This window comes from Hoeflea sp. TYP-13 (assembly GCF_040932035.1).
Classification (GTDB): domain Bacteria; phylum Pseudomonadota; class Alphaproteobacteria; order Rhizobiales; family Rhizobiaceae; genus Hoeflea_A.
In genome coordinates this window covers 5001-24408 of record NZ_JBFRBB010000003.1, presented here as the reverse complement: position 1 = coordinate 24408, position 19408 = coordinate 5001, and the positions used below count along the sequence as shown (strand labels likewise).

Here is a 19408-nt window from a genome sequence, read left to right as displayed (position 1 = left end):
CACCATGTTTGAAACAATGAAGCCTGCTCCGGCAGATAAGATCCTTGCGCTGATGGCCCAGTTTCGCGAGGACAGCCGCACGGACAAGGTGGATCTCGGCGTCGGCGTCTACAAGGACGAAAACGGCGACACGACGGTCATGCGCGCCATCCGCGCTGCCGAAGCGCGCCTTCACGACAAACAGACAACCAAAACCTATGTCGGCCCACAGGGCGACAAGGAATTCTGCGCTGCCATGGGCGATCTCGTGTTTGGAAATACCGTTCCGAAAGACCGGCTGCGCGTGTGCCAGGCACCGGGGGGCTCCGGCGCACTCAGCATTTTGGGAATGTTGATCAACCGCGCCAGGCCCGGCGCGACGGTGTGGCTGTCCGATCCGACCTGGCCGAACCACACGCCGCTGCTGACGGGCGCCGGCCTGAAGACGAAATCCCACCCCTATTATGACGCCGCCACCGGCGAGGTTCTGTTCGACGAGATGATCGAAGCACTCGGAGCCGCCGAGAAGGGTGACGTCGTTCTGCTGCACGGCTGCTGCCACAATCCGACCGGCGCCGACCTGACCATCGATCAGTGGAAGGCAGTTGCGGAACTGTGCGTTGAAAAGGGTCTTCTTCCCTTTATCGATTTCGCCTATCTCGGTTTTGGCGACGGGCTCGACAAGGATGCAGAAGGCCTTCGGCTGCTTGCAAAAATCGCCCCGGAATTCGTCGTTGCCGCAAGCTGCTCGAAAAACTTCGCCGTCTACCGTGAGAGGGTCGGCGCCGCGATGATCATCGGCGCCACTGCTGCCGAGGCTGACACGGCGTTCTCCCAGCTTCTTTCGGTTGCCCGCAGTGTCTATTCCATGCCGCCGGATCACGGTGCGGCCATTGTGAAAATGGTTATGCAGGATCCGGAACTGATCGACGACTGGAAAAACGAACTTGAAGAGATGCGCAGGCGCATGATGCAGCTGCGTCAGGATTTTGCCGATGCGCTGCGCAAGGCCTCAAACAGCGACCGTTTCGATTTCATCGCCCGGCAGAAGGGTATGTTCTCGCGCCTTGGCCTGTCACCGGAACAGATCGAAACGCTGCGCGCCGAACACGGCATCTATATTATCGGCGACAGCCGCATCAACATCGCCGGCCTGCCCGGCGACGGGCTTGACGATCTGGCACGCAAGATCGTGGCGGTCGCTTCCTGACAAAACAAAAAACGGGGCCGAATGGCCCCGTTTCTTTTGACTGATTGATCCGCTCAGGCGCCGATGCCGCCGAAGCAAAGATATTTGATTTCGACGAAATCCTCGATCCCGTATTTGGAACCCTCACGGCCAAGACCCGACTGCTTGACGCCCCCGAACGGCGCAACTTCCGTCGAGATCAGCCCGGTATTGATGCCAACCATGCCATATTCCAGGGCTTCGGCAACACTCCACACGCGCGAGAGGTCGCGGGCATAGAAATAGGACGCAAGGCCGAACTCCGTATCGTTTGCGAGCGCAATGACCTCTTCGACCGTCTCGAAACGGAAGAGCGGTGCGACCGGTCCGAAGGTCTCTTCGCGCGCCACCTTCATTTCCTTTGACATGCCGGTGAGCACTGTCGGCTCGTAAAACGTGCCGCCCTGCTCGTCGGCCTTGCCACCGGTGAGCACCGTGGCGCCGTGAGCAACGGCGTCGGAGACATGTTCCTCGACCTTGGCAAAGCCCTGCTTGTCGATCATCGGGCCGGTCGTAACGCCATCCTCGAAGCCGTCGCCGACCTTCAGTTCGCGAACCTTGACGGCGAGCTTTTCGGCGAATTCATCATAGACACCGGCCTGCACGAAGATCCGGTTGGCGCAAACGCAGGTCTGGCCGGCATTGCGGAATTTGGAGATCATCGCGCCTTCGACCGCCGCATCGATATCGGCATCGTCGAACACGATAAACGGCGCGTTGCCGCCAAGCTCGAGGCCGACCTTCTTGATCTGGTCCGAGCACTGCCGCATCAGGATACGCCCGACTTCGGTCGAACCGGTGAAGGTCAGCTTACGGACCTTGTCATTGTCGGTCAGTTCACGCCCGATGGCCGGTCCGTCCTGGCCGATGATCAGGTTGAAGACACCGGCCGGCATGCCTGCCCGCTCTGCCAGAACGCCAATTGCAATGGCAGACAGCGGTGTCTGCTCGGCCGGTTTGACAACCGTGGTGCAGCCGACCGCTATGCCGGGCGCGACCTTGCGGGTGATCATGGCATTGGGGAAATTCCAAGGCGTGATGGCACCGACGACGCCGATCGGCTGCTTGATGACAACAAGGCGCTTGTCGCCCTGGTGGCCGGGGATCGTGTCGCCATAGACCCGCTTTGCCTCCTCGGCGAACCATTCGATGAACGAAGCGCCATAGACGATCTCACCGCGCGCCTCTGCAAACGGCTTTCCCATCTCCATGGTCAGGATGGTTGCCAGGTCATCGGCATTTTCAATCTGCAGTTCGAACAGCCGGCGCATGATAGCGCCGCGTTCCTTGGCTGTAATCGCCGCCCATTTCTTTTGCGCCTCAAAAGCCGCATCGATGGCCTGCCGCGTGTTTTCAGCGCCCATGTCGGGCAGCGTTGCAATAACTTCGCCGGTCGCCGGATTGTCGACGTCGAAATGCTTGCCGCTGTCAGCTTCGGTGATCCACTCGCCGCCGACCAGACCGGCAGCCCGCAGAAGGGTCGGATCGTTCAGACGGGACAGAAGTTTTTCGGAAATGCTCATTTGGGAGGGCCTCCAGGAAAACGCGTAATCGATAGATACACTATGCGCCGCCGGCCAATTGCCAGTCAGCCGCCAGGGCGCAGGATCTTGCTGGTGTCTTGCGTCAAACGAACCTGCAGGTCAAGGAAAGTCTGATCACGACACAGCCGGACCGGTGGAATCGCGCAATATCAGCTTTGTCGGCATTTCGATGGTCTTCGGCTCAGTCAGCCGCGCTCCGATGATGTCGAGCAGCATTGTCATTGCCGTCTGGCCGATTTCGACGCGCGGCTGGCTGATTGTAGTGAGCGGCGGGCTGTAGCTTTCGCTTATGAATAGATCGTCGAAACCGACAACCGATACATCCTGCGGCACGCGCAGGCCCCGCCGCCGCAATTCCCCGATTGCGCCAAAGGCCATCTCGTCATTGGCGACAAAAAGCGCCGTCGGCGGATTGTCGCTGTCAAACAGCTGCCGGCAGCATTCCTGCCCGCTGCGGATTGAATAATCGCCGACTGGCTCGTAATTGTCCGGGATTTCAAGCCCGACCTCGGCCATCGCCTTGCGGTATCCGTCGAGCCGCAACCGGCTGAGGATCTCGGGCAACGGCCCGCATATGTGCGCAATGCGCTTGTGCCCCAGCGAAGCAAGGTGATGCACGGCCTGCTTTGCGGCTGCGCAATTGTCGATCTGGACATGGGCAAGCCTGCAGTTTTCAACCGCCTCAAGCGCCACGACGATCGGCGCCATGCCGGATGCGGTCCGCAATACTTCGTGTTCCTCGGGAAGCTTGCCGGTCATCAGGATCATACCGTCGGCCTGACCGTCTCGCAGCATGTCGAAATATTCATTGTCGCGCTCGTCGTCATCCTCCGTGTTGCCCATGAGCAGGACATATCCGGCGGCCCTCGCCACCTCCTCGACGCCCTTGAATATCTCCAGGTAGAACGGATTGCTCATATTGCGCACGACCAGCAGCACCGCCATCGATTTCTGGATGCGCAGATTGCGCGCCCGCACATTAAGCCGGTAGTTGAGCTTGCTTGCCGCCTCACGGACCTTGTCGCGCGTTGTATCAGTCACCAGCGCGGAATCGCTTAGCGCCCGCGATACCGTCGCCGTCGAGACGCCGGCGACACGTGCAATATCCTTGATCTTCGTTCGTTCACTCATGTCCGCTTCCTGGTCTAAAGCCCGTTATAGTCGATTTGTAATCGATTGCAAAACCCGATGGCTGCGGCAGATTCGACAGCGGAATTTCTTCTCTTGAAACGATGAGGACGCCTGAAGCGGCGCAGCTGCAAACCCTGCGCCAATGGCGCAGGGCCGAGGATTTGTGGTGCAAATACCTCTTCCGGCAGTACCGGCTCCCCTTCCTATATCAGGCAACCGGTTCCGTCACGGCAATTTACACTGCACAAATTTTGACCAAACTCGATTGCCTGTTTTTTAAGCAACATTCGTTGTTGCACAAAATAATATCAATTGGTGGAAGCCAGCCTGATAGAGCTGCTATCGAGTAGTTGCGTGGTTTTACCCAATGAAATCAACTGCATACAAAATACAAATTCGAACCGGACCGAGTCTGGCACGATTCCTGCGGGGAGTATGCCGGTGCAAATACTTCTACGGAGAAAAACATGACAACGCTGATAAACCGGATCCGGTCCACTGGCCTTGCAGCTCTCATCGCTGGCCTGACCATATCGTCCGCAGCCTTTGCCGAAGAGACGATCAAGGTCGGTATCCTGCATTCGCTGTCCGGAACAATGGCCATTTCGGAAACAACCCTGAAAGACGCCATGCTCATGCTTATCGAGGAGCAGAACAAGAAGGGCGGGCTGCTCGGCAAGCAGTTGGAGGCGGTGGTGGTCGACCCGGCGTCCGACTGGCCGCTTTTTGCCGAAAAGGCCCGCGAATTGCTGGACGTGCACGATGTTGCCGCGGTGTTCGGAAACTGGACATCGGTCAGCCGCAAATCGGTCCTGCCGGTCTTTGCCGAGCTCAACGGCATTTTATTCTATCCTGTCCAGTATGAGGGCGAGGAAAGCCAGCGCAATGTCTTCTACACGGGCGCTGCCCCCAACCAGCAGGCCATTCCCGCCGTCGATTACCTGCTTGAAAACGAAGGCGTCGAGCGCTGGGTACTGGCCGGAACTGACTATGTCTATCCGCGCACGACAAACAAAATCCTTGAAGCCTACCTGAAAGCCAAGGGCGTTGCCGACGCAGACATCATGATCAACTACACGCCCTTCGGACATTCCGACTGGCAGACGATCGTCGCCGACATCAAGTCCTTCGGCTCCGAAGGCAAGAAGACCGCTGTTGTCTCGACAATCAACGGCGACGCAAACGTTCCCTTCTACAAGGAGCTTGGCAACCAGGGCGTTTCGGCAACCGACATTCCGGTCGTCGCGTTTTCCGTGGGCGAAGAGGAACTGGCAGGTCTCGACACGGCGCCCCTCGTCGGACATCTGGCAGCCTGGAACTATTTCCAGTCGGTGGAATCGGATGAAAACGATGAATTCATCGAAACCTGGCAGGCGTTCACCGGCGACGAGAACCGGGTCACCAACGATCCGATGGAAGCCCACTATATCGGCTTCAACATGTGGGTGAAGGCTGTTGAAAAGGCCGGCACCACCGACGTCGACACGGTTATTGACGAGATCATCGGTGTGTCCGTGCCCAATCTTTCCGGCGGTTATTCCACCATGATGCCGAACCATCACATCACCAAGCCCGTCCTGATCGGCGAAATCCAGGAAGACGGACAGTTCGACATTGTCGATCAGACCGATGGCCTGGTCGCGGGTGATGCCTGGTCCGATTTCCTGCCCGATTCAGCCAAGCTGATCTCCGACTGGAGGAAGCCGCTCTCCTGCGGAAACTTCAATATCGAAACCTCCACCTGCGGCGGCAAGGGCAGCTGACCGAACAATATAGCGGCGGGCGGTTACTGCCCGCCGCGTCCCTCTGATGTGACCGTTGTGTGATGAAATATCTGAACCAAATCCTGCTAGCTCTGCTGATCGTACCGATGCTGATTGTCGGTACGCGTGCGGATGAAAATCTTCAAAATCTCGTTGATGCACTCGCCACCGGCAAGCTGAAGCAGCGCGCCCGCCAGATCGAAGCCATCGCCACAACGGGTGATGTCAGAGCCGTGCCGGTACTTCAGGCGCTCAGGGACGGAACGCTCTACTACCGCAAATCCGACAGGAAAGTTTTCCTGGCGCAAAAGACCGGATCCGACTTTATCCTCACCCACCCGCTCTCCGGTGAGACCGCCGGCAGTGCGGCAAAAAAGACGGTGCGGAAAATCAAGGTCAACAACAGGCTGCGCCGCCAGATCGCAGGCATTGTCGGCGCGTTGACACTGGAAAGCCCGGACCGTGAGGTTCGCATGGCCGCGGCCCGAACAATCTTCAAGACCGGTGATGCCGCGGCGCTGGCCGCACTCGATGCCGCCCTTGCAAATGAAACCGATATTGATGTGAAGAACGCGATGCGGCTTGCACGGGCCTCCGTGATTTTGCACACGGATGCGCCGGAGGCGGAAAAAATCAAAGCTGTCGAATTTGTCGGCAATACTGGTGGACGCGCTGCAATGCCGCTGCTCAAGGAACTCGCCGCAAGGGGAGGCACTGCCGGCGCAGCCGCCGCAAACCAGATCGCCAACATTGAAAACACCGTTGCGCTTTGGAACGCCGCCCAGACGGCCTGGTACGGAATTTCACTCGGCTCAGTGCTGCTGCTCGCGGCCATCGGACTTGCCGTTACCTTCGGTGTCATGGGTGTCATCAACATGGCCCACGGCGAAATGGTCATGCTCGGGGCTTATACGACCTTCGTCGTTCAGGAGGTGATCCGCGGATCCTTTCCCGGACTGTTTGACTATTCTCTGCTTCTGGCCCTGCCGCTCGCCTTTCTTGTCGCCGGGACCTGCGGATTTGTTATGGAACGCGGTATCATTCGATTCCTTTACGGACGGCCGCTCGAGACATTGCTGGCGACGTGGGGCGTCTCGCTCGTATTACAGCAGGCCATCCGCACGATCTTCGGTCCGACCAACAGGGAGGTCGGCAATCCGTCCTGGATGTCCGGGGCTTATGAACTTGGCGGGCTGACGCTCACAGCCAACAGGTTGTGGATCGTGGTCTTTGCCATGGTCGTCTTCGCCGCCCTTTTTCTTGTGCTGAAACGGACCGGTTTCGGGCTGCAGATGCGGGCCGTAACGCAAAACCGCAAGATGGCTTCCTCAATGGGCATCAAAACCCCCTGGGTCGACGCGCTGACCTTCGCATTGGGATCAGGCATTGCCGGTATTGCCGGCGTCGCCCTGTCGCAGATCGCCAATGTGTCGCCCAATCTCGGCCAGAGCTACATTATCGACAGCTTCATGGTCGTTGTCTTCGGCGGTGTTGGCAATCTCTGGGGAACGCTCGTCGGTGCCATGACGCTGGGCATCGCCAACAAGTTCATGGAACCCTATGCCGGTGCGGTTCTCGCCAAGATCCTGATCCTCGTCTTCATCATTCTCTTTATTCAGAAGCGGCCCCGTGGGCTGTTCGCACTCAAGGGACGGGCCGTGGAAGCATGATCACGTCATTTATCTTCAAGGCGCTGGACAGGCGCGCGGTCTGGGTCATCGCCGCCCTTGTCAGTCTCGCCCTGCTCGTGCCGGCCGCCAATCTGGCGCTGCCAGCAAACCATCCGCTTCATGTGCCTAATTATGCGATCAGTCTGATGGGCAAATACCTCAACTACGCCCTTCTGGCCCTGGCGCTCGATCTTGTCTGGGGTTATTGCGGAATCCTGTCGCTCGGCCATGGCGCTTTTTTTGCGCTCGGCGGCTACGCGATGGGCATGTATCTCATGCGCCAGATCGGCTCGCGCGGTGTCTATGGCGACCCGGTGCTGCCGGATTTCATGGTTTTTCTGAACTGGAAGGAACTGCCCTGGTTCTGGCACGGCTTCGACCAGTTCTGGTTCGCCGCCCTGATGATCGTGCTCGTACCGGGGGCGCTGGCCTTTGTATTCGGCTGGTTCGCCTTCCGAAGCCGCGTCACCGGCGTTTATCTCTCCATCATCACCCAGGCGATGACCTATGCACTGCTGCTTGCCTTCTTCCGCAACGAAATGGGTTTCGGCGGCAATAACGGCCTGACCGATTTCAAGGACATCCTCGGCTACGATATACAGTCGGATAAGACGCGCGCCGCCCTGTTTTCCGCCTCGGCACTGGCGCTCGCAGCAGCCTTTCTGATGTGCTCGGGCATCGTCCAGTCGAAATTCGGCAAGGTGCTGATTGCAGTGCGCGATGCGGAAAGCCGTTCACGGTTCATCGGCTACCGGGTGGAAAACGTCAAACTCTTTGTCTTTGTCGTCTCCGCCATGATGGCCGGCATTGCCGGCGCGCTCTACGTGCCGCAGGTCGGCATCATCAATCCGGGTGAATTTGCTCCCGCAAATTCCATCGAAGTGGTCATCTGGACCGCCGTCGGCGGACGCGGCACGCTTATCGGCCCGATCATCGGCGCGGTGCTGGTCAATGCGGGAAAATCCGTCTTCACTGCAGCATTTCCCGAGTTCTGGCTATTCGCGCTCGGTGCGCTCTTTGTCGCCGTCACGCTGTTCCTGCCCAAGGGCATTGTCGGCAGCCTTGCCGGCATTCGGACCTGGGTCAGACAAAAGGCAAATGCCGTTCCGGCGGGAACAGTGCCGGAGGCGGCGGAATGACAAAGGCGGCAAAGGGAAGTCTTCTTTATCTCGATGGCGTCAGCGTGGCATTTGACGGCTTCAGGGCCATCAACAATCTGTCGCTAATTCTGAAACCCGGCGAGATGCGCGCAATCATCGGCCCCAACGGCGCCGGCAAGACAACCATGATGGACATCGTCACCGGCAAGACGCGCCCTGATAGCGGCGATGTGATTTTCGACGGCGAAATCGATCTTACGCAACATGATGAAACGGATATCGCCGCACTCGGCATCGGCCGCAAATTCCAGAAACCGACGGTTTTCGAAAGCCACACGGTCGAAGACAATCTGGAGTTGGCGCTCGACCGGCGCAGGGGTGTCTTTTCGACACTGTTCTACGATGCGTCGCAAAATGACCGCGACGAGATCGACGATATCCTCGAAACCATCCGCCTGACGGGCCGCCGCCACGAGCTTGCGGCCAATCTTTCACATGGCCAGAAACAATGGCTCGAAATCGGCATGCTGCTTGCTCAAAATCCCAAGCTGCTGCTTGTTGACGAACCGGTCGCCGGCATGACCGACGCCGAAACGGATGAGACAGCAAGACTGCTCAGGGAAATTGCCCGGTCGCGGTCCGTCGTGGTCGTCGAACACGATATGGGATTTGTCCGCGATCTCGACGTCAAGGTAACGGTACTGGCGGAGGGCTCGGTCTTGGCAGAAGGGTCGCTCGACCATGTCAGCGCCGATCAGAAAGTCATCGAGAACTATCTTGGCCGATAGGAGCAACACCATGACCACTCTCGCTGTAAACGATGTGCACCTCCACTATGGTGCGGCCGAAGCATTGCGCGGCGTGTCGCTCAAGGCCGAGCCGGGCGCCATTACCTGCGTGCTGGGCCGCAATGGCGTTGGCAAGACATCGCTGCTGCGCGCCGTCACAGGTCAGCATTCCGTCACAACCGGCACGGTCCGTTTCGAGGGCGAGGTCCTGAAAAACCAGGCGCCCTATGCACGGGCGGCAAGAGGCATTGCCACGGTTCCACAAGGTCGCGAAATCTTTCCGCTGCTGACCGTCGAGGAAAATCTGCAGACGGGTTTTGCCTGCCTGAACCGCAGAACGCGTGGCATTCCGGCTGAAGTCTTCGAGCTGTTCCCGGTTCTCGAAACCATGTTGCAGCGGCGCGGCGGCGACCTTTCCGGCGGTCAACAGCAGCAGCTTGCCATCGGCCGCGCGCTTGTAACGCGGCCAAAACTCCTGATTCTTGATGAACCCACGGAGGGCATTCAACCATCGATCATCAAGGACATCGGTCGGGCACTGTCCTATCTGCGCGACACCGCCGGGCTGACCATTCTGCTTGTCGAGCAATATCTCGACTTCTGCCGCGAGCTGGCCGACAAGGTCTACATCATGGACCGGGGTCAGATCGTTCACCACGGACCGGCCGACGACCTCGATAATCCGGATGTCCGCCAGCATCTGATGGTATAGTGTGACCTGATGGGTGGAGTAGCGGACAAGAAATCGATACCGCAAAAGCGGTTGCAGCGCGTCAGGGGCACCGGGCGTATATCGCTCGCACATCTGGATGGCCAAACCCGCCTTGGGCGGCTGTTTCAGGAAGGCGCTGCCAAGATACGTCTGCCGCGCACCCATAACGGCCCGGCACTCGATGCCGTGTTGATCAACACATCCGGCGGCATGACCGGCGGCGATGAGATACACTGGTCGATCGACGTTGGCGCCGGAGCGAACGCCGTCGTTACGACGCAGGCTTGCGAGAAGGTCTACCGCGCCCTGTCAGGCACAGCGCGTGTCCGCACGGATATCAATATACATTCCGGGGCGGCCCTTTCGTGGTTGCCGCAGGAAACCATCCTCTTTGACGAATCCTCCCTTTCAAGGCAATTGACGGTGAACCTCGCTCCCGATGCGGGCCTGCTCCTGGCCGAGCCGCTCATTCTCGGCCGCCAAGCGATGGGCGAGACTGTCCATCGAGCAAATTTCCGCGATCGCTGGCGCATTTATCGCGGCGGTCGTCTTCTGCACGCCGAGGACACGAGACTGGAAGGCGATATCCAGTCGATTTTGAACCGCAAGGCGACGACGGGCGGCAGCATTGCCCTTGCAACGGTGCTGCTCGTCCATCGCGACGCGCCGGACATGGTCGGGTCCGTGAGAAAAATGCTCGGGCCGGATGCGGGTGCCAGTGCTGTGCGCTCGCCCGCGGGCAACCGGCTTGTCGTGCGCATGGTCGCAGAAAGCGGCTTTGCCCTGCGCAGGCAACTTGTACCGGTCATTGACTGGTGTAACAAAAGACTGACCGGCTCCCGTCAGGGACTGCCGAAACTGTGGACGATCTGAGGAGGTTTCATGAATCTCACCCCCAGGGAAAAGGACAAGCTGCTGATTGCCATGGCAGCCGAGGTCGCGCGCAAGCGGCTGGCGCGCGGCGTCAGGCTCAACCACCCCGAATCCATCGCGCTGATCTCCGATTTCATCGTTGAGGGCGCAAGAGACGGACGCAGCGTCGCCGATCTCATGGAGGCCGGCGCCCACGTATTGACCCGCGACCAGGTAATGGATGGGATTGCCGACATTATTCACGATGTCCAGGTCGAGGCAACATTTCCGGACGGCGTTAAGCTCGTCACCGTTCACCAGCCGATCCGATAGGAGGCAAAGATGATCCCGGGAGAAATTCTGTGCGCCAAAGGCGACATCATTCTCAATGAAGGCGGCGAGACCGTAAAGATAAAGGTCGCCAATACCGGCGATCGCCCCATCCAGGTCGGAAGCCACTACCACTTTTTCGAAACCAACAACGCGCTCGATTTCGACCGCGACAAAGCACGCGGCATGCGCCTCGACATAGCCGCGGGAACGGCCGTTCGCTTCGAGCCCGGCCAGGAACGGGAAGTCACGCTGGTCGCCTTCAGCGGTTCGCGGCGGGTATTCGGCTTTCACAAGAAGGTAATGGGGGAACTCTAGAACGCCATGCCAACAAAGATTTCCAGAGCCGCCTATGCGGATATGTACGGTCCGACGACGGGTGACAGGGTGCGTCTGGCCGATACTGAACTGTTCATCGAGGTCGAACGCGATCTGACTGTCTATGGCGACGAGGTCAAGTTCGGCGGCGGCAAGGTCATCCGCGACGGCATGGGCCAGTCGCAGGCCACCTACGGACAGGGCACCGCGGATACGGTCATCACCAACGCGCTGATTGTCGACCATACCGGCATCTACAAGGCCGATATCGGCATTCGCGACGGATTGATCCAGCGCATCGGCAAGGCGGGCAATCCGGACACCCAGGCCGGCGTCGACATCGTCATCGGCCCCGGAACAGAGGCCATCGCCGCAGAAGGCAAGATCATCACCGCCGGCGGCATCGACGCGCACATCCACTTCATCTGCCCGCAGCAGATCGAGGAAGCGCTGATGTCCGGCATCACTACCATGCTCGGTGGCGGCACCGGGCCGGCACACGGAACGCTGGCAACCACCTGCACGCCGGGTCCTTGGCATATCGGACGCATGATCCAGGCCGCTGACGCGTTCCCGATGAACCTTGCTTTTGCCGGCAAGGGCAATGCGGCTCGGCCGAGGGCTTTGGAGGAAATGATCGAAGGCGGCGCCTGCGCGCTCAAGTTGCACGAGGACTGGGGCACGACCCCGGCCGCCATCTACAATTGCCTGTCCGTCGCCGACGCCTTCGACGTTCAGACGATGATACACACCGATACGCTCAATGAGAGCGGTTTCGTCGAAAACACCATCGCGGCCATTGCCGGACGCACCGTGCATGCATTTCACACCGAAGGAGCCGGCGGCGGCCATGCACCCGATATCATCAAGCTGTGCGGGCTGGACAACGTCATCCCCTCATCCACCAACCCGACCCTGCCCTACACGAAGAACACCACGGCCGAGCATCTCGACATGCTGATGGTCTGTCACCACCTCGACAGCAACATTCCCGAGGATGTCGCCTTTGCCGAAAGCCGCATCCGTTCGGAAACCATTGCCGCGGAGGATGTGCTGCACGATATGGGCGCCTTCTCCGTCGTTGCCTCCGACAGCCAGGCCATGGGCCGGGTTGGCGAGGTGGTCATCAGGACCTGGCAGGTCGCGGACAACATGAAACGCCAGCGCGGACGGCTCCCGGAGGAAACCGGCGACAATGATAATTTCCGCGTCAAGCGCTACATTGCCAAATACACCATCAACCCGGCGATCACCCACGGCTTTTCAAAGCATGTCGGTTCCGTGGAAGCCGGTAAACGGGCGGACCTTGTCATGTGGAACCCGGCCTTTTTTGGTGCCAAGCCGGAGATGGTGATTCTTGGCGGCTCTATTGCCGCAGCCCCGATGGGCGATCCCAATGCCTCCATCTCAACGCCGCAACCGGTGCATTACCGCCCCATGTTCGGTGCCTATGGCAAGGCATTGACGAACAGCTCCGTCACCTTTGTTTCAAAGGCCGCAACGGGCACTGACCTTGCCGAACGGTTGCAGGTCGAAAAGACATTTGTTGCCGTGGAAAACACCCGTAACGCGATCGGCAAGAAATCGATGATCCACAATACGGTAACACCGAAGATCGATGTCGACCCCGAAACCTACGAAGTCTATGCCGATGGCGAGCTTTTGACCTGCGAACCGGCAGAAGTGCTTCCCCTGGCTCAAAGGTATTTTCTGTTTTGACCCGGCTGATCGCCACATCCGTTATCGCCATCAGGCCCGGCGGCGCCACCGACTCGATCACGCTCGACGAGACGGCGCGGCACCGCCGCCGCATGTCCATGACGTCCGACAACGGCATTTCGTTCCTGCTCGATCTGCCTGAGGCACGGCTGCTGCATCACGGTGACGGGCTCGAATTAAGCGACGGGCGGATCATCGAAGTGCGGGCGGCCCCCGAGAAGCTCTATCTGGTTCGCCCAACGGGGTCGCTGCACCTTCTGCGGCTCGCCTGGCACCTCGGCAACCGGCACTGCCCCTCGCAGCTTGGTGAAGACCATATCCTGATCCGCCGTGACCATACGATGCGAACCATGCTTGAAAACCTCGGTGCAAATGTCGAGGAGATCGAAGCCTCGTTCGATCCGGAGGGCGGCGCCTACGGGGACCATCACGGGCATCATCACCATGACTGACGCACTCACCAACCGGGCGCTTATCAGGCTGATGAGTTGGATGTCGCCGAGCTTCCCGGTCGGCGCATTTTCCTACAGCAGCGGCCTGGAACGCGCCGTTCACGACGGGTTGGTTTCGAATGCGACGGACCTCGAGGGCTGGCTGAGGGATCTCCTGTCTATCGGATCGGCCTGGAATGACGCGGTTCTTTTTGGCGAGAGCTGGCGCAGGGCAAGAGACGATGGTGATCTGGCTGAGGTGGCTGCGCTGGGCGAGGCGCTTGCGTCATCTGCCGAACGGCAACTCGAAACCATGAACCAGGGCACCGCATTTTTAGAGGCTGCAGCGGCCTGGCCTCACCCCGTTCACGACCGGCTCGGCCAATCCTGTCCGTTGCCTGTTGCTGTCGGGGCAATTGCCGGTGCCCACGATATCGGTCTTGAAGCCGCGCTGTCGGCCTTCCTGCATGCCTTTTGCTCCAATCTTATTCAGGCCGGGCTCCGGTTGATGCAGCTCGGCCAGAAGGACGGTGTCGAGGTGCAGGCCGCGCTCGAACCGGCAATTGAACTGACGGCAAAAAGGGCCGCTGGAAAATCGCTGGACGATCTTGGAAGCGCCACGATCCTCGCCGACATCGTTTCCATGAACCACGAAACCCAATATTCAAGGCTCTTTCGCTCATGACTGCTCCATCCAACGGACCGTTGCGTGTCGGCATTGGCGGCCCCGTCGGCTCCGGCAAGACGACGCTGACGGAAAAACTCTGCAAGGCAATGCGCGATCAATGGTCGGTCGGTGTCGTCACCAACGACATTTACACGCGTGAAGACGCCGAAGCGCTTGTTCGCATGCAGGCGCTTTCCTCGGACCGCATCGTCGGTGTTGAGACGGGCGGCTGTCCGCACACTGCAATACGCGAGGACGCATCGATCAATCTTGCCGCCATTGACGAACTCTGCAGGCGCCATCGCGATCTTGACGTGATTTTTATTGAATCGGGCGGCGACAATCTGGCGGCGACCTTCTCTCCTCAGCTCGCCGATGTGACGCTTTATGTCATTTCCGTCTGCCAGGGCGAGGAAATCCCGCGCAAGGGCGGCCCCGCAATCACCCGTTCGGACCTTCTCATCATCAACAAGGCGGACCTTGCTCCATATGTCGGAGCTGACCTTTCCGTAATGGAACGCGATGCCGCCGCCATGCGACCTGGCAAACAAAGCCTTTTTACCGACATGCGCCGCGCTGAGGGCGTTGATGATGTCGTCCGGTTTCTTGTCGAGACGGGCGGTCTGGTCGCCTGATCATACAGCGACAACCGATATGGTCTCCAATCCCGCTCTACGGTCGACATGCTGTTCGCATACTAAGAACAGCAGTCGATCCATCACTAGACGACCGGTCTAATAGTTGCTATTAATGGAACATGGCAGCGCAAACAGACACCCGTCAGCACATACTGGGCACCAGCCGTGAGGTCATCCTCGGCAAGGGATTTTCTGCCGTGGGACTTTCTGAACTGCTGTCCGTCGCAGGTGTCCCCAAGGGTTCGTTCTACCATTATTTCAAATCAAAAGAGAACTTCGGCGAAGCGCTGCTCGAAGACTATTTTGATAATTATCTCAAGCGCTTAGACGATATTCTCAAGCCCGACGGAAGGACTGCGGCCGACCGGCTGATGCACTTCTGGAGCCTGTGGACCGACTCGCAATCGGCCTGTGAGTTTGGTGCCCGGTGCCTTGTGGTCAAACTCGGGGCGGAGGTTTCCGATCTGTCCGAACCCATGCGCGCGGTGTTGCGGGAAGGCACAGAACGGATCGTTGCCCGGCTGGCACAATGCCTCATGGAAGGCATGCGGGACGGCTCCCTGCCTGACGATCTGAAACCGGTCCAGGCCGCACTCGGTCTCTACGATTTGTGGTTGGGCGCAACGCTCATGACCAAGCTGCGTCACGATTCACACGCCTTCAAAAATGCCCATATCGTCACCAGGCAGTTATTGAACCTCGACTGACGGGCGTACACAGGAAAAGTTCACAACGACTATTTCATACCATTCGACTCACTTAACTCGGCTCTAGACGACCGGTCTACTGGTTACCTTCAATCAGGAGCCACCATACCGACACAGATATTTGTCATCATGGCATCAATGAAAGGAACGCCCATGACCCAGAAGAACCGCCGCATTGTCCTCGCCTCTCGCCCAACCGGTTCGCCGGTCGCTGAAAACTTCAGACTGGAAGAGAGCGACATTCCGCAACCATCGGAAGGCGAATTGCTGCTCCATACGCTTTACCTGTCGCTTGATCCTTATATGCGCGGCCGCATGAGCGACGCGCCGTCCTACGCCCCACCGGTCAATCTCGACGAGGTGATGATCGGCGGAACCGTTGCCCGCGTGGAAGCTTCCAACAATCCGAAATTCGAGGTTGGCGACCTGGTGCTCAGCACCAGTGGCTGGCAGGACTATGCCGTCTCCGACGGGACCGGCCTGGCAAAGCTCGATAGGGACATGCCCCAGCCTTCGCTTGCGCTCGGCGTTATGGGCATGCCGGGGTTTACCGCCTATGTCGGCCTGCTTGATATTGGCGAACCGAAGGCCGGCGAAACCGTGGTCGTTTCGGCCGCCACCGGCGCTGTGGGCTCAGCCGTCGGGCAGATCGCCAAGCTGAAGGGCTGCCGGGTTGTCGGTGTCGCGGGCGGCGCGGACAAATGCCGCTACGCGGTGGAGGAACTTGGCTTTGACGCTTGTATCGACCGCAAGGAGCCGGGACTGAAGGACAACCTCGCCGCGGCCTGCCCCGACGGCATCGATGTCTATTTCGAAAATGTCGGTGGCGAGGTTTTCGACGCTGTGCTTCCACTGCTAAACGTGCATGCCCGCATCCCGGTCTGTGGCCGCATCGCTAGCTACAATGCGACCAGCCTGCCTGACGGCCCGGACCGCAGTCCGGCCCTCGTTGGGATGCTGCTCGTCAAACGCATCAAGATGCAGGGCTTCATCATTTTCGATCACTACGAAAGCCGCTACCGCGATTTTGTCGCCGACATGACGACGTGGCTTGGCGAAGGCAAGATCAAATACCGCGAGGATGTGGTCGAGGGGCTGGAAAACGCCCCCGAAGCCTTCATGGGACTGCTGGAAGGCAAGAATTTCGGCAAACTCGTCGTCCGCACCGGCGCCGAATAGGAACGTATCAAGGCAATTACAGCCGCCCCGGCAACACCGGGGCGGTAATCTCCTTCAACCGGTGCTAACGGGCGGACTTGCCCGAGGTCATTCGCACCAGCGTCGCGTCGCGGTCGATCACGTGATGCTTCAGCGCACCGAGGACGTGCAGCACGATGAAGGCGATCATGATGTTCGCAGCGGCGCCGTGCACCTCTTCCGCGAACTCTGACAGCCACTCTATTTTGGTCTGTCCCGGAATAGTGAAGAGGCCGAAGACGTTAATATCGTGCCCCCCGAAGAGCGAGGTCATCATGCCCGAAATCGGCATGACCAATATGCCTGCAATCAGCACCCAGTGAGTCACCTTGGAAATAACATCCTGCCAGTAGGGCATGGGCGCGGCAGGTGCCAGAAAGCCTTTTATGAGACGCCAGCCGACCCGCCAAAGCCCGTAGGCAAGAACGAGGACCCCGATAGCCTTGTGCGTTTGGAGAAGAGCACCCTGCTGAGGTCCGTCGGGAACGAAATCCTCGATATAAATCCCGAAGGCGAGCATGCCGATTATCGCCAAAGCGATGATCCAGTGATTGAAACGTGACACGAAACCATAGGCCAGGCCGCTGTTATCACTCATTTGACGTCCTCTCGAAATTCATAAAATACGGTTTCACCAGTACCAGCTGTATATGTACAAATCATTTCTCGGCCGCCAGTTTGCAAGGCCAAAATTCCACAGAGCATCGGGACAATTCGCCGCGACACGATCACGCATTCCAAATGTCTGTGAATAGCGAGCCTTGGATGTTTCCAATCGCAATCATGTGATCGGTCCTATACCGTTGTTTTAATTGAATTTATTCGTTCATTAAGCAAATGTAATTTGAACCTTGCCCGCCCCGAAACAATATCTGGGGCAGCGCAGGCTACGAAAGCACCACAAACCCCTGATGGCATCCGCCATTGCCGTCAAAACCGTACCCTGCACGAATAAGGCGGTACGGCGCGTACCGCCTTTGGCCGCCGCCGATGGTTCTGCGAGCAGGCGTCGTCAGACGTCGGCTTCTTCGGCGGCGGCTCTTGCCTTTTCCGCTTCGATACTGCGGCGCAGGATGCGGTAATCCACCACGCCAATCACCGCAACAACCACGGAAACAGGCATCAGTACAATCCCGATCATCTCCAGCCAGTTGCTGCCGCTGAGTTTCAATAGACCGGCACCGGAGACAAATAGGGCAATTGCGGTATTCAGGTAAGACAGCAAGGTGCGCCTGTTCGCCAGCTCTGTTCGCACGATCGCCAGAACCAGATTTTCTACAGAGCGCTTTTCACGCATGTCCATGGCTGCCACCTCGTTAGCCTTCCAAGCCGGTGGTAACTTAGATCGAGTTGTTGACCGTGAGAACCGCCGGCCGACAATTTCCTGTTGTCGCAGGTCCCTTTCCACGCTACCGGGAAGCGCTCCGCCATGGACCTGCGGTCCGACCTTGGCCGCAATTTGGTGCTGTGATAGAGATCGCCTTGACAAAGGGATACTCGAACCAATGCCGACTGTCCGGCCGGAAGGCCGGCACGGAACCTGGAAAGATGGACAAGATCGAAATATGCGTCACGTAGAGACGATCATTGTCGGCGGCGGCCCCTCGGGCAGCACCTGCGCCTGGCAGCTTGTAAAGAACGGTCAGGATGTTCTGGTCCTGGACAAGGAGACATTTCCGCGCTTGAAGCTCTGCGCCGGCTGGATCACCGAAAAGGCGATAGCGGACTTGCAACTCACCCCGCAAAACTATCCCCACCCCCTGCTTGAACTGGATATTCGGTCCCACTTTCCGAAGGTTCCCTTCGGACTCAACTGGTTTCCAACCAAGGGGAAGAACTATTCCATCCGCAGAACGGAACTGGATGCCTTTCTGCTGGAGCGGTCCGAAGCGCCCGTTGAAAAACACAGTGTGAAGACAATCCGGCGCGAGGGTGATCGGTACATAATCGACAACGCGTACAGCTGCAGGAATCTGGTTGGCGCCGGTGGAACGATGTGCCCGGTCCGCCGCAACCTGTTCCATGACGAGCGCAGAAAATCACTTCAAATCGCGACGCTCGAAAAGGAGTTCGAGTATCCCGCCCGCAAGGATGACTGCAACCTCTATTTCGGTCGCCGCGGCTTGATAGGCTATGCCTGGTTCGTTCCCAAGGGCAATGGCTATGTGAATATCGGCATCGGTGGAAAGAGCAAATATTTTCGCAAATCGGGCACCAATATCCACGACCACTTCAAGTGGTTCCTGGCAGATCTCATTCGCGAGGGAAGGCTGGATGAAGCGACGGCCGACAATCTCAAAGCAACCGGGCACCCCTATTTCCTCTACGCCAATGATGGTGCGATCAAGAATGACAATTGCTTCCTGATCGGAGATTCGGCCGGCCTTGCTTCCATAGACCTCGGCGAGGGCATCGGTCCGGCCGTCGAGAGCGCCCTCATGACGGCAGATGAGATACTGGGCAGGGGCGTTTATGCCAAGGGCCCTATCACCCACTACTCGTTCGGCGGCCTGACCGAACGTCTTTTAAAACGGTTTGTGCCGGCCAAAGGTGTACCGGAGGAAGCCCGGGAAACAGTCCCGCAACAAATCCGGCAACCGGCGTGACAGAAACCGGCTAATCGGACCACAACTG

At 58.7% G+C, this 19408-nt stretch carries 20 protein-coding genes; 16 read left to right on the top strand and 4 right to left on the bottom strand.

Going from position 1 to position 19408, the window contains the following annotated elements; translation table 11 throughout:
* Window positions 1–4: 4 nt before the first annotated feature.
* Window positions 5–1189: an aromatic amino acid transaminase gene (locus tag ABVT35_RS17255; RefSeq protein ID WP_368467956.1), complete on the top strand. Its 1185-nt coding sequence runs from the start codon at window positions 5–7 to the stop codon at window positions 1187–1189.
* 53 nt (window positions 1190–1242) lie between these two features.
* On the opposite strand, the gene ABVT35_RS17250 is transcribed toward ABVT35_RS17255, so the two are convergent.
* Both ABVT35_RS17250 and ABVT35_RS17245 read right to left on the bottom strand, forming a co-directional pair.
* Window positions 1243–2730: an NAD-dependent succinate-semialdehyde dehydrogenase gene (locus tag ABVT35_RS17250; protein WP_368467955.1), complete on the bottom strand. Its 1488-nt coding sequence runs from the start codon at window positions 2728–2730 to the stop codon at window positions 1243–1245.
* Between the two features lie 135 nt (window positions 2731–2865).
* Window positions 2866–3882 carry a LacI family DNA-binding transcriptional regulator gene (locus tag ABVT35_RS17245; RefSeq protein WP_368467953.1) on the bottom strand — a complete coding sequence of 339 codons (1017 nt, stop codon included), beginning with the start codon at window positions 3880–3882 and terminating at the stop codon, window positions 2866–2868.
* Between the two features lie 467 nt (window positions 3883–4349).
* On the opposite strand from ABVT35_RS17245, the gene urtA reads away from it, so the two are divergent.
* The 14 genes from urtA (at window position 4350) to ABVT35_RS17175 (ending at window position 16756) form a co-directional block, all read left to right on the top strand.
* Complete coding sequence (gene urtA / locus ABVT35_RS17240) at window positions 4350–5645, top strand: urea ABC transporter substrate-binding protein (RefSeq protein ID WP_368467951.1); 1296 nt, start codon at window positions 4350–4352, stop codon at window positions 5643–5645.
* A 62-nt stretch (window positions 5646–5707) separates the two neighbouring features.
* Window positions 5708–7315 carry an urea ABC transporter permease subunit UrtB gene (gene urtB, locus ABVT35_RS17235; protein ID WP_368467949.1) on the top strand — a complete coding sequence of 536 codons (1608 nt, stop codon included), beginning with the start codon at window positions 5708–5710 and terminating at the stop codon, window positions 7313–7315.
* Window positions 7312–8454: an urea ABC transporter permease subunit UrtC gene (gene urtC / locus ABVT35_RS17230; RefSeq protein ID WP_368467947.1), complete on the top strand. Its 1143-nt coding sequence runs from the start codon at window positions 7312–7314 to the stop codon at window positions 8452–8454. The genes urtB and urtC overlap by 4 nt, the downstream gene beginning before the upstream one ends.
* Entirely contained in the window at window positions 8451–9203 is a 753-nt protein-coding gene (gene urtD / locus ABVT35_RS17225; protein ID WP_368467945.1) for an urea ABC transporter ATP-binding protein UrtD, read from the top strand. The genes urtC and urtD overlap by 4 nt, the downstream gene beginning before the upstream one ends.
* 10 nt (window positions 9204–9213) lie before the next feature.
* Window positions 9214–9915, top strand: coding sequence for an urea ABC transporter ATP-binding subunit UrtE (urtE, locus tag ABVT35_RS17220; RefSeq protein ID WP_368467943.1), 702 nt, complete (start codon window positions 9214–9216; stop codon window positions 9913–9915).
* 9 nt (window positions 9916–9924) lie between these two features.
* Window positions 9925–10788 carry an urease accessory protein UreD gene (locus ABVT35_RS17215; RefSeq protein WP_368467942.1) on the top strand — a complete coding sequence of 288 codons (864 nt, stop codon included), beginning with the start codon at window positions 9925–9927 and terminating at the stop codon, window positions 10786–10788.
* A gap of 9 nt (window positions 10789–10797) precedes the next feature.
* Window positions 10798–11100 (top strand): urease subunit gamma, encoded by a 303-nt coding sequence (locus ABVT35_RS17210; protein ID WP_368467940.1) that lies wholly within the window; start codon window positions 10798–10800, stop codon window positions 11098–11100.
* A 9-nt stretch (window positions 11101–11109) separates the two neighbouring features.
* Window positions 11110–11415, top strand: a complete 306-nt coding sequence (locus tag ABVT35_RS17205) for an urease subunit beta (RefSeq protein ID WP_368467939.1) — start codon at window positions 11110–11112, stop codon at window positions 11413–11415.
* Between the two features lie 6 nt (window positions 11416–11421).
* Entirely contained in the window at window positions 11422–13134 is a 1713-nt protein-coding gene (gene ureC, locus ABVT35_RS17200) for an urease subunit alpha (RefSeq protein WP_368467938.1), read from the top strand.
* Entirely contained in the window at window positions 13131–13586 is a 456-nt protein-coding gene (locus ABVT35_RS17195) for an urease accessory protein UreE (RefSeq protein WP_368467936.1), read from the top strand. The genes ureC and ABVT35_RS17195 overlap by 4 nt, the downstream gene beginning before the upstream one ends.
* Window positions 13579–14250 (top strand): urease accessory protein UreF, encoded by a 672-nt coding sequence (locus tag ABVT35_RS17190; RefSeq protein WP_368467935.1) that lies wholly within the window; start codon window positions 13579–13581, stop codon window positions 14248–14250. Before ABVT35_RS17195 ends, ABVT35_RS17190 begins: the two co-directional genes overlap by 8 nt.
* Entirely contained in the window at window positions 14247–14867 is a 621-nt protein-coding gene (ureG, locus tag ABVT35_RS17185; protein ID WP_368467933.1) for an urease accessory protein UreG, read from the top strand. The genes ABVT35_RS17190 and ureG overlap by 4 nt, the downstream gene beginning before the upstream one ends.
* 122 nt (window positions 14868–14989) lie before the next feature.
* Window positions 14990–15577 carry a TetR/AcrR family transcriptional regulator gene (locus ABVT35_RS17180; protein WP_368467932.1) on the top strand — a complete coding sequence of 196 codons (588 nt, stop codon included), beginning with the start codon at window positions 14990–14992 and terminating at the stop codon, window positions 15575–15577.
* A 153-nt stretch (window positions 15578–15730) separates the two neighbouring features.
* A complete protein-coding gene (locus ABVT35_RS17175) occupies window positions 15731–16756 on the top strand; it encodes an NADP-dependent oxidoreductase (protein WP_368467931.1) in 1026 nt (341 codons plus the stop codon).
* 64 nt (window positions 16757–16820) lie between these two features.
* On the opposite strand, the gene ABVT35_RS17170 is transcribed toward ABVT35_RS17175, so the two are convergent.
* Window positions 16821–17372 carry a cytochrome b gene (locus ABVT35_RS17170; RefSeq protein WP_368467929.1) on the bottom strand — a complete coding sequence of 184 codons (552 nt, stop codon included), beginning with the start codon at window positions 17370–17372 and terminating at the stop codon, window positions 16821–16823.
* Between the two features lie 414 nt (window positions 17373–17786).
* Complete coding sequence (locus tag ABVT35_RS17165; protein ID WP_368467927.1) at window positions 17787–18077, bottom strand: DUF202 domain-containing protein; 291 nt, start codon at window positions 18075–18077, stop codon at window positions 17787–17789.
* Between the two features lie 262 nt (window positions 18078–18339).
* Here ABVT35_RS17165 and ABVT35_RS17160 point away from each other — a divergent pair, with 262 nt between their 5' ends.
* Window positions 18340–19380, top strand: coding sequence for an NAD(P)/FAD-dependent oxidoreductase (locus ABVT35_RS17160; protein WP_368467926.1), 1041 nt, complete (start codon window positions 18340–18342; stop codon window positions 19378–19380).
* Window positions 19381–19408 lie beyond the last annotated feature (28 nt).

What these genes read in the sequence shown, in the direction of transcription:
- urtE (WP_368467943.1), top strand. Translation starts at nt 9,214, where the DNA reads ATGACCACTCTCGCTGTAAACGATGTGCACCTCCACTATGGTGCGGCC.
- ABVT35_RS17250 (WP_368467955.1), bottom strand. Translation starts at nt 2,730, where the DNA reads ATGAGCATTTCCGAAAAACTTCTGTCCCGTCTGAACGATCCGACCCTT.
- ABVT35_RS17160 (WP_368467926.1), top strand. Translation starts at nt 18,340, where the DNA reads ATGCGTCACGTAGAGACGATCATTGTCGGCGGCGGCCCCTCGGGCAGC.
- ABVT35_RS17245 (WP_368467953.1), bottom strand. Translation starts at nt 3,882, where the DNA reads ATGAGTGAACGAACGAAGATCAAGGATATTGCACGTGTCGCCGGCGTC.
- urtC (WP_368467947.1), top strand. Translation starts at nt 7,312, where the DNA reads ATGATCACGTCATTTATCTTCAAGGCGCTGGACAGGCGCGCGGTCTGG.
- ABVT35_RS17165 (WP_368467927.1), bottom strand. Translation starts at nt 18,077, where the DNA reads ATGGACATGCGTGAAAAGCGCTCTGTAGAAAATCTGGTTCTGGCGATC.
- ureG (WP_368467933.1), top strand. Translation starts at nt 14,247, where the DNA reads ATGACTGCTCCATCCAACGGACCGTTGCGTGTCGGCATTGGCGGCCCC.
- ABVT35_RS17210 (WP_368467940.1), top strand. Translation starts at nt 10,798, where the DNA reads ATGAATCTCACCCCCAGGGAAAAGGACAAGCTGCTGATTGCCATGGCA.
- ABVT35_RS17215 (WP_368467942.1), top strand. Translation starts at nt 9,925, where the DNA reads ATGGGTGGAGTAGCGGACAAGAAATCGATACCGCAAAAGCGGTTGCAG.
- ABVT35_RS17175 (WP_368467931.1), top strand. Translation starts at nt 15,731, where the DNA reads ATGACCCAGAAGAACCGCCGCATTGTCCTCGCCTCTCGCCCAACCGGT.
- ABVT35_RS17255 (WP_368467956.1), top strand. Translation starts at nt 5, where the DNA reads ATGTTTGAAACAATGAAGCCTGCTCCGGCAGATAAGATCCTTGCGCTG.
- ABVT35_RS17170 (WP_368467929.1), bottom strand. Translation starts at nt 17,372, where the DNA reads ATGAGTGATAACAGCGGCCTGGCCTATGGTTTCGTGTCACGTTTCAAT.
- urtD (WP_368467945.1), top strand. Translation starts at nt 8,451, where the DNA reads ATGACAAAGGCGGCAAAGGGAAGTCTTCTTTATCTCGATGGCGTCAGC.
- ABVT35_RS17205 (WP_368467939.1), top strand. Translation starts at nt 11,110, where the DNA reads ATGATCCCGGGAGAAATTCTGTGCGCCAAAGGCGACATCATTCTCAAT.
- ABVT35_RS17180 (WP_368467932.1), top strand. Translation starts at nt 14,990, where the DNA reads ATGGCAGCGCAAACAGACACCCGTCAGCACATACTGGGCACCAGCCGT.
- ABVT35_RS17190 (WP_368467935.1), top strand. Translation starts at nt 13,579, where the DNA reads ATGACTGACGCACTCACCAACCGGGCGCTTATCAGGCTGATGAGTTGG.
- urtB (WP_368467949.1), top strand. Translation starts at nt 5,708, where the DNA reads ATGAAATATCTGAACCAAATCCTGCTAGCTCTGCTGATCGTACCGATG.
- urtA (WP_368467951.1), top strand. Translation starts at nt 4,350, where the DNA reads ATGACAACGCTGATAAACCGGATCCGGTCCACTGGCCTTGCAGCTCTC.
- ureC (WP_368467938.1), top strand. Translation starts at nt 11,422, where the DNA reads ATGCCAACAAAGATTTCCAGAGCCGCCTATGCGGATATGTACGGTCCG.